Raw genomic sequence first — 13,813 nt, forward strand, 5'->3', positions numbered from 1 at the left:
TCCAGCAACAAAGGAAGGACAACGATCCGTTCCTTCTGTGCTGCGCGGCTGACATTAAGCTGAACGCCGGCAAAGTCCTTGCCCGGTGACCTCTTCGCCGCGAAGATGACCGCCTGACGCTCCTTATACCCTCGTGGCCCGCAGCCGCTCCTCGTCGAGCACCACGCCCAGCCCGGGCGTTTCGCCCAGTTCCAGCCAGCCATCCTTGTGCGTCAGTGGCGAGAGCATTGCGTAGTCGCGGCGCTCCTCGCTCCATTCGGGATTGTCGTAGGGATATTCGAGGAACGGCGCGTCGCCCACGCCGGCGGTGAGGTGGGCGTTGGCGAGCACCCCGACGCCATTGGTCCAGGAGTGCGGCGTGAACATCACGCCGGCCTCGCGGGCCTGGTAAGCGAGACGGCGGCAGCCGGTGATGCCACCGGTGAGTGCCACATCCGGCTGGATGACATCGAAGGCGCGGGCCTCGATGATGTCGCGGAACTCATAGAGTTCCCGGGTCATCTCGCCGCCGGCAATGCGCACGCTGGTCGCGTCGGAGAGGCGGCGCATCCCTTCGCGGTCGGCGCGAAACAGCGGTTCTTCCATCCAGTAGACTGTCAGCCTTTCCAGCTCTTTCGCCACAGCCAGCGCATCCTTGAAGGTCCAGGCCAGCGTCGTGTCCCACGGCATGCGCCAGCCCTGGTTACAATCGACCATCAGTTCCAACCGGTCGCCAACGCGCGCGCGGATGGCTTCGAGCGCCTTCACATCGGCCTTCCAGCTGCCGCGGCCGCCGGCCGATGAGGAAAAGCGCACCTTCATCGCCGGGAAACCTTCCTCGATATAGCGCTCGGCCTGATCGGCCATGGCCGAGGGCTCGCGCAGGACCCCGGAGGAGGCATAGAGCCGGACCTTGTCGGCCCGGCCGCCGAGCATGCGCCAGACCGGTTCCTGCGTGATCTTGCCGGACAGGTCCCAGAGCGCCAGGTCCATCGGCCAGCAGCGGCCGTAGTGGAAAGAAATATGCGACAGCACCTCGTAATGCCGCTCCAGATGACGCGGATCCGCACCGATGAACAGGTCCTCGTGCCCCTCGAAGCCCTTCATCAGGTCGCCGGAGCCGATCCCCTCGCGGCCCTCATCATCACGGACGCGAACGATCGTCACGTCGAAATGTTGCCGCGGACGGCCGTCCCAACTCGCCTTGAAGGCCGGGTGGAGCGGCAGCCGGTGATGGGTGATCTCGATGGAGTTGATCTTGCTCATGCGGCTCTCCTCGCCTCAGCCGAAATGCTGCCAGATGGTCTTGTAGTCGCAATATTTGTCGATCGCATGCACCGAGCGGTCGCGGCCGAAACCGGACTGCTTGAAGCCGCCGAAGGGCGTGGCGAAATTCGACATGTCGTAAGTGTTGATCCAGACGGTGCCGGCATGGATCGCCTCGGAGAAGCGATGGACGCGGTTCATGTCCGTGGTGAAGACGGCTCCCGCCAGACCGTAGATCGTGTCGTTGGCGATCCTCAAGGCTTCGTCCTCTGTGTCGAAGGGGATTGCCGCGAGAACGGGTCCAAAAATTTCCTGACGGGCAAGGCGCATGTCGTTGGTCACATCGACGAAGACGCCGGGGGAGACATAATAGCCGCCGGTTTCCGACAGCGTCCGCTCGCCGCCGAAGGCACGCCGCGCACCTTCCTTCTCGCCGACCGCGATCATCGAGAGCACTTTGTTCATGTGCTCTTCCTCGATCAGCGCGCCGATCTGCGCCGACGGCTCGAAGGGGTGGGCGAGCGTGATGTCGCTCCTGGTGACGGCTTCGATTTTGGCGATCAGCGCCTCCTGCACCGAGCGCTCGACAATCAGCCTTGTCGAGGCATGGCAGGTCTCTCCGGAATTGTAGAAACAGCCCCAGGCGACGGCGGTCGCCGCCGCATCGAGATCGGCATCGGCAAACACGACGAGCGGCGACTTGCCGCCAAGCTCGAGCGCCACGCGCTTGACGTTGGATTGCGCGGCATAACCCATGATCAGCTTTCCGACCTCGGTCGAGCCGGTAAAGGCGATCATGTCGACATCCATGTGCAGCGCCAGCGGCTTGCCGGTTTCCTCGCCGTAACCGGTGACGACGTTCAGCACACCCGCCGGAAGACCCGCCTCGAAGCCGAGTTGGGCGAGACGGATGGCCGACAGCGAAGACTGTTCCGCCGGCTTGAGCACGACGGAGTTGCCGGCGGCGATCGCCGGGCCGAGCTTCCAGGCGTCGATGATCATCGGGTAGTTCCAGGGCGTGATGGCGCCGATGACGCCGATCGGCACCTTGCGTACGATGGCGCGCTCGCCCGGCGGGGTCGGTGCGACCTCGTCGTAGAGCTTGTCGATCGTCTCGCCGTAGAACTGGATGCCGTCGGCGCAGAGGCGAACGTCGACTTTCAGCGAGGCCATGACCGGCTTGCCGACATCCAGCGTTTCGAGCAGCGCCAGTTCGTCGCCATGGTCGCGAATCGCCTGGGCCCAGTTCAGCATGATCCTCTTCTTTTCAAGCGGATCCTTCTTCCGCCAGATTCCGCTTTCGAAGGATGCGCGGGCCGCCGCCACTGCGCGGTCGATATCGGCGGCATTGCCCCGTGCAAGCCTGGGGCCGGGCTTGCCGTCCATCGGACGCTTCCGGGTGAAGGTCTCACCGGACGAGGACGGCGACAGTTCGCCATCGATGAAATGGCGGCCTTCCGGCTTCAGGGCCGAGAGCATGTCTTCCCAATAGTCGCGAGTATAATCCTTGGTCATGGTCAGGCGGCCTTCGGAAGGGACATGATGATGGCTGCGAAACGGGCGATGTCCTCGTCGCTGATTTCGCGGATGGTCGAGCGGCGCATCGGCTGGTTTTCCGGCGCCTTCATCTCGGCGGCGAGCGCAGCCGCATCCAGCGCTTCGAACGCATTCGGCAGGGCGCGGACGATGCCGCAGCGGTCCATCAGGCCGGAGACGAAAGCCGGAAGATCCGCCGCCTTGGCAAGACCGCAGGCTTTGGCAGCCGCATTGAGATCGGCGGTATCGGCCTCGACCAGCCAGGCAAGCGTCGCCTCGAAGCCGAGTGCGGTGGCAAGTCCATGGTGGACAGGAGCCAGGCCCGCCAGCGCGTGGCTGATCGTGTGGGCGATTGCGGTGCCGCAATTGTCGATGGCAATCCCGGCATAGCACGAGCCGAGCAACACCTTGCCGCGCGCGTCCAGATTGGCCGGTTCGTTGACGGCTGTTTCCAGCGCCCCGGTGATAAGGCGCAGGGCTTCATGCGCATAGATTTTGCCACCGGCGTGGGTGTTGCGGTTGGTGGCTGCCTCGAAAGCATGGATGAATGCGTCCATGCCGCACCAGGCCGTGAGATTGGCGGGCAGCGTCGCGGTCAGCACCGGGTCAAGCAGCACGAGATCAGCCTTGCTCTCGGCCCCCCAGACCCAGAGCTTCTTGCCCGCTGGCCCGGCGAAGATGTTGGTCGCAGACGTTTCCGATCCGGTGCCTGCCGTCGTCGGCACCATGATCTTCTTCAAAGGGTTCTTGGGCAGCGGATTGACGGCGAGCGCATAATGCATCGCATCCTCGCCGGAGGCAGCACAACAGGCGGCGATCTTGGCAATGTCCAGCGCCGAGCCGCCGCCGATGCCGATTACGACATCCGCGCCCGCGACGGCTTCGGTCGCACGCCGCACATGTGCGATCTTCGGTTCGCCCGCGAAATCGCAGAAGACATGCGCCGCGATGCCTTCGGCCTGCAACTGGGTTGCGATGCGACCGGCAAGCCCCGATTGAGCAAGGAAGCCGTCGATGACGATGGCGGCGGTTTTCGCACCAAACGACGAGGCAGCGGCGCCGATCGTTTCGTGAATATTTTCGCCGAAACGGATTTCGGGAACGAATGAAGTGGAAAAAGCCACGGTGGTGATCCTGCAATGCATGTTTGATGCTGCTTCCAGCCTGCATCACAATCTGATATTTTCAAACACAGGCATTTTTCGGCCATTTTGATAATCTGAAATCATGGAGACGGGATGCTGGACCATATTCCGCTGGAAGCGTTCCGGGTGTTCGACGCTGCCTGCCGGCAGATGAATTTTTCCAAGGCGGGGCGCGAACTCAACATCACCCAGGCCGCCGTCAGTCGCCGCATCAAGGGTCTGGAGGATCATCTCGGTGCGCAACTGTTCACGCGGCGCGGCAAGAACCTGGACCTGACGCCGCAGGGCGCGCGCCTGTTCCAGCGCGTTCGCGCCGCGCTGGACTATCTTGAAGAGAGCCTCGACCCCTTCCGTTCCGTTAAAGGCGGGACGATCGCCATAGCGGCGAGCGGCTCGGTGTCGCATCTCTGGCTCGGCGGCCGCCTGCGCGATTTCGGCAAGGAGAACCCGTCGATCTCGCTCAGGCTGCTGACCTCGGACACGTCGTCGGATCTCGCCGCCGAAACCAATGATCTCGTGATCCTTTATTCGACCGGCGAACATCCGCGCTGGGAACTGACATTAATGATGCCGGAGCGGCTGATGCCCGTTGCGTCGCCGGATTATCTCCACAGCCGTGGCCTTAATGCCGCAACCCTCACCATCGAGCAGATCGCGTCGCTGGATCTCATCGACTACGAACGCTTCAACGCGCACTGGATTTCCTTCCGACAGTGGTTCAGCCGCGTTTCTCCGCCGCTTCGGATGAAGCTGCAGAACCCGCGGTTTTCCTTTTCCACCTATATCATGGCGATCGATGCCGCGCTCCGGGGAGACGGTATTGCGCTTGGCAGCCTCGGTTTGATCGAAGAGCAGCTGGCCGATGGCAGGCTCGTAACGGTCGGCTCGGAGTGTCTTTCCACCGGCTACGGCTATTATCTCGGCCTTCCGAAAGACAGGACGGTCACGCCGGAGGCGCGGCGGCTGCATGTATTCCTGACGGGCTCTAAGGGTTGACCGGCACCGAGCGGCATAGCCACCTCTGCCTATCTGGCAAGACACCGGGCACTCATTTGTCCGATGCAACCGAATCATGCGATGGTCTTGCCCTCTGCAGCCGGGAACCACGTTGAGCCTCTCGCCTCCATCCTCTGAACTTGCGGCCCCGCCAATGCCATGGTCAAATCTGCTGCTTTCATTTTACACCTTGATATGTCTGTTTTTTATCGACAATACGTATCGCGAGGGTGAGGCCGCCGGCGGCGCCTGGGATGCGATGCGTGTTCTCGGATTGTTTTTGTGCCTGCTCTGGCCATGGCTCCTCCTTCACGTGATCATCTCGGCCTGCAGAAACCGGCAGACGGGCTGACGAACGTCCACAATCTCGCCCGCCACGCACGCCAGGATGATCTGGCACGGATCGAAGGCACCGGCGATCGGGCGTGACGCCTGGTGAAACCGCGGAGTTCGGGTTTCGGCATGCAGGAGGAGCAGAAGAGCAGATCTGGAAAGATGTTCTTTCTCGTTGCTGTCGGCCTGATCTTTGCCGGCATCCTGGCGACCGTGCTGCTGGCCAACGGCCAGCGCAACCTCCGCCACCTGCTCGCCTATCTCGGCCATCCCGATCTTCTGGCAACGGACGAGCCGGCGCCGAAACAGGTGAAGGTTATCCGCAGCAAGAGCGTCCGCCTGCCGCCGGCGCGCATGGTTCTGCCGGTCTACGCCTTCAGCGATCTCAAGGCGCCGCAACAGCAGTTCATCCGCCTGATCCAGAGCGACCCGCGCAGCCTGTGCGAACGCCTGAAGGCCGGCGGCTTCGGCGATCTCGGCTGGACGATCAGCAGCGGCAACAAGGACAATTGGGAATGCTCGTCGTCCGTCGATCTTCCGCCAAGAGCCGACAGTATGACACAGTCCTCGATCTTCATCCTTATCAAGGGCGACGGCGAAAACCGCGTCACATCTTTCCGCGTCAAGCTGAACATCGAAGACGCCGCCGATGCCGTCGAGGTTGCCGACCTCGCCGGCAAGGCGGCTACCATCTTCCTGAACCAGGTGCGCTGGGAGAACCCCGGCGAGATCATCCGCAAGATCCACGCGCTCGAAGACTTCGACATCCGCAACTTCGGCAGCCGGATCCAGTTCAAGCGCGAGTTCGGCGAAACGCCGCGCTACAATTTTCTTGCCAACCAGATCAGAAAGCGCGGCCAAAGCACACCCGGCGACATTTTCTTCGACCGGACCAAATGGTTCCTGCTGAGCGGCAGCGACGGCCTGCCGATGATCGATGGCATGATGGCGGGTGAAAGCGCTGATGGGCTGACATTGACGGCCCCGGAAAAGACGGCGCCGTAAGCGGATCTCACCTGTTTGGAAATTTCAACTGGCGCCCTGTTGACGGTTGGCAACAACGGCAGCGCATTAAATATGCCGCACCGCAGCAAGACGTTGAACCGACACCGCAACGACCCCAAAAATGAACCATTTTGGGGCGTTGCGAATTAACCACGCGCAACAACAACGCGCATTCGGAGACTTGTCAAAGACAATCATATTTAATAAACAATTAAAAACAAAAAATACCTTTGCAAAAATACTCTCAAGGGACGGCAACACTCCACAGGCGCCTACGAGAAGAACCTTGCCGCAAGGCAGGAAGCCTTATTGCTTTTTGAAATACGACCGGCGTTTTGCCGGAAACCTGATTTCAGTGACGGCCGCTTCGCGGTGGCCAGCGCGGCCTGCCAATAAATGACAGGAGTTATTTAAAGCCATGACAGAAAAAATGTTGTTGCAACAATCAACTGCTATCGGCGTGGAGGATAGCCTGCTTAGCCGGAATACTTCCGGGCTGTTTGCTGCTCAAACCAAGGAACGGCGCCCGGACGATAACAATTTTTACATCAATCCGGCCAGTGCGCCGAACATGCCTGTCCAACTTGCAATCAAGCGCGTGATCGATATCGGCGGCGCACTCTTCGGTATTCTTGTTCTTTCACCGGTTTTTCTTCTGATTGCCGTCCTGATCAAGCTGGAAAGCAAGGGGCCGGTTTTCTTCAAGCAGTTGCGAACGGGTCTCAACGAAGTGCCGTTCGAAATCCTGAAATTCCGCTCCATGTATACCGCTCTCTGCGACGTCAGCGGCATGCGGCAGACAATCGACAACGATCCCCGCATCACCTCGGTCGGGCGTTTTCTGCGCAGGACCAACCTCGATGAATTGCCGCAATTGTGGAACGTATTGATCGGCGACATGTCGTTGGTCGGACCACGTCCGCACGTGCCCGACATGCTGGCTGCCGGCCGCAACTATGACGAACTGGTGCAGGGCTACGAGTACCGGCACCTGATGCGGCCAGGCCTCACGGGTCTTGCACAGGCCCGCGGGCTGCGCGGCCCCACCGCACATCGCTGGGTGGCGATCCGCCGGATCGTTTGCGACGTGGAATATGTCCGGCATTTCTCGCTGCTCCTGGACATGAAGATCATCGTGCGCACGGTGATCAACGAGCTGAAGGGCGGCACCGGCTTCTGAGGTCCGCAACGCCTCTTGACGGTCCCAATGCAAAGCCGCCGGCGCCAGCTGGCGGTTTTTTGTTATCGCCCTTACGCGTAATTGCGGAAACGATAGAAGGCGGAGCGGTATTTTCATCGTGTCTGGAGCGTCCTTTGCGCGTCATATTTGACGCGCGGCACTGCAGCGCCGCCGCACCATTGGCTGCGGGCGAGATCGTCATTCCCTCCCCCATTGTCAGTTTGATCTGACTGAGCTTGACACCCTGTGACCGCCTGCAATCATCCGTTGCCCTCAAGCCTGCGAGCGCTGGTGATCATGCCTCCGGGAGAATAGCCTCTCCCTGAACGCGAACCGCCCGGGGAGAGCCCGGGCGGCCATGTCGTGGAGAAAAGCCGGCGCGCTTAGTTCGACTGCCAGCTCTTGACCAGTTCGTCGTAGTTGACGGTCTGCGGCTTTTCTTTTTCGTTCTCGATCTTCAGCTGCGGTGCAAGGTTGCCGGCCTTGACGGCTTCCGCGTTCCAGTATTCGAGGTCGTGCTCCTCGGCGAGCTTCGGACCCATTTCACCCTGGATGCCGGCGCGTTCGAGGCGCTGCAGAACCTTTTCCTGTTCGGCGCACAGCGAATCCATGGCTTCCTGGGGCGACTTCGCACCCGAGGATGCATCGCCGATCGCCTGCCACCACAGCTGGGCCAGCTTCGGATAGTCCGGGATGTTGGTGCCGGTCGGCGACCACTGAACGCGGGCGGGCGAACGGTAGAACTCGATCAGACCGCCGAGCTTCGGCGCACGATCCGTGAAGGATTGGTGGCGGATCGAGGACTCGCGGATGAGCGTCAGGCCGACATGGCTCTTCTTGACGTCCACGGTCTTGGAAGTGACGAACTGCGCATAGAGCCATGCGGCCTTGGCGCGGTCATCCGGCGTGGACTTCAGCAGCGTCCAGGAACCCACGTCCTGGTAGCCGAGTTTCATGCCATCCTTCCAGTACACGCCATGCGGGCTCGGAGCGAAGCGCCACTTCGGCGTGCCGTCTTCATTGACGACCGGCAGGCCCGGCTTCACGAAATCGGCGGTAAAGGCCGTATAGGTGAACATCTGCTGGGCGACTTCGCCCTGCGAGGGAACCGGACCCGATTCGGAGAAGGTCATGCCCTGCGCAGCGGCCGGCGCATAGGCCTTCAGCCATTGCAGGTATTTTTCGATCGAATAGACCGCAGCCGGGCCGTTGGTATCGCCGCCGCGGGCGACGCATGAACCGACTGGACGGGAATTCTCATCGACCTTGATGCCCCATTCGTCGACCGGCTTGCCGTTCGGGATGCCCTTGTCGCCGTTGCCAGCCATTGACAGCCAGGCGTCGGTGAAGCGCCAGCCGAGCGACGGGTCCTTCTTGCCGTAGTCCATGTGGCCATAGACCTTCTTGCCGTCGATCTCGCGGCCGGTGAAGAACTCGGCGATGTCCTCATAGGCCGACCAGTTGACCGGCACGCCGAGGTCGTAGCCATACTTCGCCTTGAAATCCGCCTTGTTCTTCTCGTCGTTGAACCAATCGTAGCGGAACCAGTAGAGGTTCGCGAACTGCTGGTCCGGCAACTGGTAGAGCTTGCCGTCAGGCGCGGTGGTGAAGGACGTGCCGATGAAGTCGGCGAGGTCGAGACCGGGATTTGTGACGTCCTTGCCCTCATTCGCCATGAAGTCCGTCAGGCTGCGCGCCTGCTGGTAGCGCCAGTGCGTACCGATGAGGTCGCTGTCGTTGACATAGGCGTCGTAGATGTTTTCGCCCGACTGCATCTGCGTCTGCAGCTTCTCGATCACGTCGCCTTCGCCGATCAGGTCGTGGGTGATCTTGATGCCGGTGATCGCGGTGAAGGCCGGAGCCAGAACCTTGGATTCGTATTCATGCGTAGTGATGGTTTCGGAAACCACCTTGATGTCCATGCCGGCAAAGGGCTTCGCCGCATCGACGAACCATTGCATTTCCGCTTCTTGGGCCGCGCGATCGAGCGACGAGAGGTCGCCGATTTCCTTGTCCAGGAATTGCTTTGCCTCGTCCATGCCCGCAAAAGCGGTTCCGGTGAAGGCCAGCAGCATAGCCGCTGTCGTTGTTAGAAGGTGCCGTCGCATTGTAGTCCTCCCTTAAAGGTTTGCGATTGCAGTTTCGGACTGCCTCCCCGGCAATCCGTTTCAGTAATCTTGCGTCAGACCAGCTTGAAGACGCCGACGGCGTACACGATGGAAAGCGCAAGAGCCCACCACACGTTGGGGCCGATGAGCCCCAGCCATGCGAGATGAATGAACGCTGCACCGAGCAGCGAGACGAACAGCCGGTCACCACGCGTCGTTTCGAAGCGCAGGATGCCGATGCGCGGATTGCCGCCTGGCGAGACGTATTCCCAGACCGCCATGCAGACCAGCAAGGCGAGGATCGTCAGGAAGAAGAGCGCCGTCGGCAGCGTCCATGCCATCCATGAAAAGTCCATGGGTCTTTCCTCCTTACACGCGGCCCAGGGCAAAGCCCTTGGCGATATAGTTTCTGACGAAATAGATGACGATCGCGCCCGGAATGATGGTGAGCACGCCAGCGGCGGCAAGCACGCCCCAGTCCATGCCGGAGGCCGAGACCGTGCGCGTCATGATGGCGGCGATCGGCTTGGCGTTGGTTGTCGTCAGGGTACGGGCGATCAAGAGCTCGACCCAGGAGAACATGAAGCAGAAGAAGGCGGCGACCCCGATTCCACTCGCGATCAGCGGTATGTAGATCCGCAGGAAGAAACGCGGGAAGGAATAGCCGTCGATATAGGCGGTTTCATCGATCTCCTTCGGCACGCCGGACATGAAGCCTTCGAGAATCCACACCGCCAGCGGCACGTTGAACAGGCAGTGCGCGAGCGCCACGGCAATATGCGTGTCGATCAGGCCGAAGGCGGAGTAGAGCTGGAAGAACGGCAGCGCAAAAACTGCCGGCGGCGCCATGCGGTTGGTGAGCAGCCAGAAGAACAGGTGCTTGTCGCCGAGGAAGCGGTAGCGCGAGAAGGCATAGGCCGCCGGTAGCGCCACCGACACCGAGATGATCGTGTTGAGGACCACATAGATGATCGAGTTGATATAGCCGTTGTACCACGACGGATCGGTGAAGATCACGGCATAGTTCCGAAGCGTCGGCGCATGCGGGTAGAGCGAGAAGGTGCCGGTGATCTCGGTGTTCGTCTTGAAGCTCATGTTGACGAGCCAGTAGATCGGCAGGAGCAGGAACAGGATGTAGAGGGTCGGCACGATCCAGGAGAGGTTGCGACCGGATATCTGGGTAGCGGTTGTCATTTGTCTTTCCTCCCTGCGGCCATTACTTCTGCGCATCGCTGGTGGTCATCACGGTGTAGAAGATCCATGAGAGCAACAGGATGATCAGGAAATAGATGATCGAGAGTGCTGCTGCCGGACCTAGGTCGAACTGGCCGACGGCCATCTTGACGAGGTCGATCGACAGGAAGGTCGTGGCGTTGCCTGGACCGCCGCCGGTGACGACGAAGGGCTCGGTGTAGATCATGAAACTATCCATGAAGCGCAGCAGGAAGGCGATCAAAAGAACGCGCTTCATCTTCGGCAGCTGGATGTAGCGGAACACCGACCAGCGCGACGCACCGTCGATCTTGGCCGCCTGGTAATAGGCATCCGGGATCGAGACGAGGCCGGCATAGCACAAGAGCACGACGAGGCTCGTCCAGTGCCAGATGTCCATGACGATCAGCGTCACCCAGGCGTCGAAGACGTTGTTGACGTAGTTGTAGTTGATGCCGAGTGCTGCCAGCGCATAGCCGAGCAGACCGATGTCGACGCGTCCGAACACTTGCCAGATGGTGCCCACGACGTTCCACGGAATGAGCAGCGGCAGCGCCATCAACACGAGGCAGACCGGCACGCCCAGACCCTTCTTCGGCATGTTGAGGGCAATCAGGATACCGAGCGGGATCTCGATCGTCAGGATGATGCCCGAGAAGATCAGGTTGCGGATGAGCGCATCCCAGAAGCGGTCGGATTCGAGCACGTCGGTAAACCAGTCGGTGCCCGCCCAGAAGAACTCGTTGTTGCCGAAAGTATCCTGAACCGAGTAGTTGACCACCGTCATCAGCGGGATGACCGCCGAGAAGGCGACCAAAACCAGCACCGGCAGGACCATGAACCAGGCCTTGTTGTTCCAGGTCTTTTCCATCGTCTCAGGCCTCCCCGCCGACGCGCCAGGAATCGGCGTAGATATTGATGGCAGTGGGATCGAAGGTGACGCGCGGTTCAGCCGGTATCTCGCCGTCCTCGTGCACGACGATGGCTATCGGCCGGTTTGAGAAGGAGGCACGGACGATCTTCTGGCGGCCGATATCCTCGACCTTGGAAATCGTCACCGGCATGCCCTCGCGGCCGAGCCGGACGAATTCCGGCCGGATGCCGAGTTCCGTCTTGGCGCCGGCGGTGATCTTCGGTGCAAAGGACAACGCGACCTTCTGGCCGTCGAGATCGACGGATGAGCCGTCGATCTTCGCCGGCAGCACGTTCATGCCCGGGGAGCCGATGAAATAGCCGACGAAGGTGTGCTTCGGCTTCTCGAAAAGCTCGGCCGGCGTGCCGATCTGGACGATTTCGCCGTCATACATGACGACGACCTTGTCGGCGAAGGTAAGTGCTTCGGTCTGGTCGTGGGTGACATAGACCATGGTGAAGCCAAACTGCTTATGCAGCCGCTTCAACTGCGAGCGCAGCACCCATTTCATATGCGGATCAATGACGGTCAGCGGTTCGTCGAACAGGATGGCGCTGACATCGGAGCGCACCAGGCCGCGACCCAGCGAGATCTTCTGCTTCTGGTCGGCGGTCAGCCCCTGCGCCTTCTTCTTCGCCCGGTCTGCAAGGCCGATCATTTCGAGGATTTCATTGACGCGTCGGTCGACCTCGCCTTCCGGAACATGGCGATTGCGCAGCGGGAAGGCCAGGTTGTCGTAGACCGTCATCGTGTCGTAGATGACCGGGAACTGGAACACCTGCGCGATGTTGCGGTCCTGCGTCGACAGGTAGGTGACATCCCGGCCGTCGAACAGGATCTTTCCTTCCGATGGCTGCAGCAGCCCGGAAATAATGTTAAGCAGCGTAGTCTTGCCGCAGCCGGACGGGCCGAGCAGCGCATAGGCACCACCGTCGTTCCATTCGTGATGAACTTCCTTCAGCGAATAGTCCGAAGGCGATTTCGGGCTGGCGCCGTAGGCGTGGCGGATATGATCGAGATTGATGCGTGCCATGGTGTCCTCCTCACGCCGCCCGAAAGGCGGAACCGCCGGCATGACCGCCGATCGCATGCCCGTCTGTCCCGAAGGCCATCAGATGGCGCGTGTCGACGAACAGCTCGATCGCGGTGTCCGGCTCGATGTCGTGGATGCCGTGTTCGAGCATGACCCAGCGCGAACCGGCGCAATCGACGTGGATAAAACTTTCCGAGCCGGCGATTTCCGAAATGATGATCCGCGCCTTCAGCACCGCTGCGGTGTCGTGCGGACGGGCGAGTGAGAGGTGGTGCGGATGGAAGGCAACCGTGCAGGGGCCGTCGGCAATGCCGGACAGATGTGCCGGCACCGGCAGCACGGTGATGCCTTCGCGATCGAAAGTATTGCCGGATTTCTCCAGATCGATGGTGTTGAGGGGCGGATCGGCAAAGGTCTTTGCGGTGATGATGTCCGCCGGCCTGCGATAGACCGAAATAGTCGATCCGAACTGGCTGACGCGACCCTCGTTGAGCGTCGCCGTGTTGCCGCCAAGAAGCAGCGCTTCCTGTGGTTCCGTCGTCGCATAGACGAAGATCGAACCGGACGCGGCAAACAGCTTCGGCAGTTCCTCACGCAATTCTTCGCGCAGCTTGTAGTCGAGGTTGGCGAGGGGCTCGTCAAGCAGCACGAGGCTGGCGTTCTTGACGATGGCGCGGGCAAGGGCCGTGCGCTGCTGCTGGCCGCCGGACAGGTTGAGCGGCGTGCGCTCCAGATAGGGCGTCAGCTTCATCAGTTCGGCCGCCTTGCGAACCTCGCGATCGATCGTTCCAGCATCCTTGCCGGAAATGCGCATCGGTGAGGCGATATTCTCATAGACCGTCATCGCCGGGTAATTGATGAACTGCTGGTAGACCATGGCGACCGAGCGATCCTGCACGCGCACGCCTGTCACGTCCTTTCCGTCGAAGGTGATGGTGCCGGTCGTCGGCTTGTCCAGACCGGCCATCAACCGCATCAGCGACGTCTTGCCGGAGAGCGTCGGGCCCAACAGCACATTGAGCGAGCCCCGCTCCAGGACAAGATCGGTCGGGTGGATGTGCGTATCCGCTCCGACGACCTTGGTTATGTTTTTCAGTTCCAGCATTC

General features: G+C 61.0%; 13 protein-coding genes. 4 read left to right on the top strand and 9 right to left on the bottom strand.

Translation table 11 applies throughout. The features are described 5' to 3' along the window. Positions 1–123: 123 nt before the first annotated feature. From JNB71_RS23815 to JNB71_RS23825, 3 genes are read right to left on the bottom strand one after another with little or no spacing between them, the layout of a single operon-like run. Entirely contained in the window at positions 124–1,245 is a 1,122-nt protein-coding gene (locus JNB71_RS23815; RefSeq protein ID WP_220374248.1) for a mandelate racemase/muconate lactonizing enzyme family protein, read from the bottom strand. A gap of 15 nt (positions 1,246–1,260) precedes the next feature. Further along, a complete protein-coding gene (locus tag JNB71_RS23820; protein WP_220374249.1) occupies positions 1,261–2,760 on the bottom strand; it encodes an aldehyde dehydrogenase in 1,500 nt (499 codons plus the stop codon). Between the two features lie 2 nt (positions 2,761–2,762). Beyond that, a complete protein-coding gene (locus JNB71_RS23825) occupies positions 2,763–3,905 on the bottom strand; it encodes an iron-containing alcohol dehydrogenase (RefSeq protein WP_220374250.1) in 1,143 nt (380 codons plus the stop codon). A 114-nt stretch (positions 3,906–4,019) separates the two neighbouring features. Between JNB71_RS23825 and JNB71_RS23830 the strand changes: the two genes are divergently transcribed. The 4 genes from JNB71_RS23830 to JNB71_RS23845 all read left to right on the top strand — a co-directional run bounded on the left by JNB71_RS23830 (position 4,020) and on the right by JNB71_RS23845 (position 7,440). Then, a complete protein-coding gene (locus tag JNB71_RS23830; protein WP_220374251.1) occupies positions 4,020–4,922 on the top strand; it encodes a LysR substrate-binding domain-containing protein in 903 nt (300 codons plus the stop codon). Positions 4,923–5,204: 282 nt separating this feature from the next. Continuing rightward, entirely contained in the window at positions 5,205–5,351 is a 147-nt protein-coding gene (locus tag JNB71_RS23835; RefSeq protein ID WP_220374252.1) for a hypothetical protein, read from the top strand. A 66-nt stretch (positions 5,352–5,417) separates the two neighbouring features. Beyond that, positions 5,418–6,260: a DUF6030 family protein gene (locus JNB71_RS23840; RefSeq protein ID WP_223215970.1), complete on the top strand. Its 843-nt coding sequence runs from the start codon at positions 5,418–5,420 to the stop codon at positions 6,258–6,260. Positions 6,261–6,690: 430 nt separating this feature from the next. Then, positions 6,691–7,440 (top strand): sugar transferase, encoded by a 750-nt coding sequence (locus JNB71_RS23845; RefSeq protein ID WP_431029724.1) that lies wholly within the window; start codon positions 6,691–6,693, stop codon positions 7,438–7,440. Positions 7,441–7,823: 383 nt separating this feature from the next. On the opposite strand, the gene JNB71_RS23850 is transcribed toward JNB71_RS23845, so the two are convergent. From JNB71_RS23850 to JNB71_RS23875, 6 genes are all read right to left on the bottom strand, one after another. Continuing rightward, positions 7,824–9,548: an extracellular solute-binding protein gene (locus JNB71_RS23850; RefSeq protein WP_220374254.1), complete on the bottom strand. Its 1,725-nt coding sequence runs from the start codon at positions 9,546–9,548 to the stop codon at positions 7,824–7,826. 74 nt (positions 9,549–9,622) lie between these two features. Next, a complete protein-coding gene (locus tag JNB71_RS23855) occupies positions 9,623–9,904 on the bottom strand; it encodes a DUF2160 domain-containing protein (protein WP_220374255.1) in 282 nt (93 codons plus the stop codon). Positions 9,905–9,917: 13 nt separating this feature from the next. Next, positions 9,918–10,742, bottom strand: a complete 825-nt coding sequence (locus JNB71_RS23860) for a carbohydrate ABC transporter permease (RefSeq protein WP_220374256.1) — start codon at positions 10,740–10,742, stop codon at positions 9,918–9,920. A 22-nt stretch (positions 10,743–10,764) separates the two neighbouring features. Further along, positions 10,765–11,631, bottom strand: coding sequence for a carbohydrate ABC transporter permease (locus tag JNB71_RS23865; RefSeq protein ID WP_220374257.1), 867 nt, complete (start codon positions 11,629–11,631; stop codon positions 10,765–10,767). Positions 11,632–11,635: 4 nt separating this feature from the next. After that, the gene (locus tag JNB71_RS23870) at positions 11,636–12,706 is read right to left on the bottom strand and encodes an ABC transporter ATP-binding protein (protein WP_220374258.1); all 1,071 of its coding nucleotides are present in this window, start codon (positions 12,704–12,706) and stop codon (positions 11,636–11,638) included. 10 nt (positions 12,707–12,716) lie between these two features. Beyond that, entirely contained in the window at positions 12,717–13,811 is a 1,095-nt protein-coding gene (locus tag JNB71_RS23875; protein WP_220374259.1) for an ABC transporter ATP-binding protein, read from the bottom strand. Positions 13,812–13,813 lie beyond the last annotated feature (2 nt).

Source organism: Rhizobium herbae (assembly GCF_019511375.1).
In the GTDB taxonomy this organism is placed as follows: Bacteria; Pseudomonadota; Alphaproteobacteria; order Rhizobiales; family Rhizobiaceae; genus Pararhizobium; species Pararhizobium herbae_A.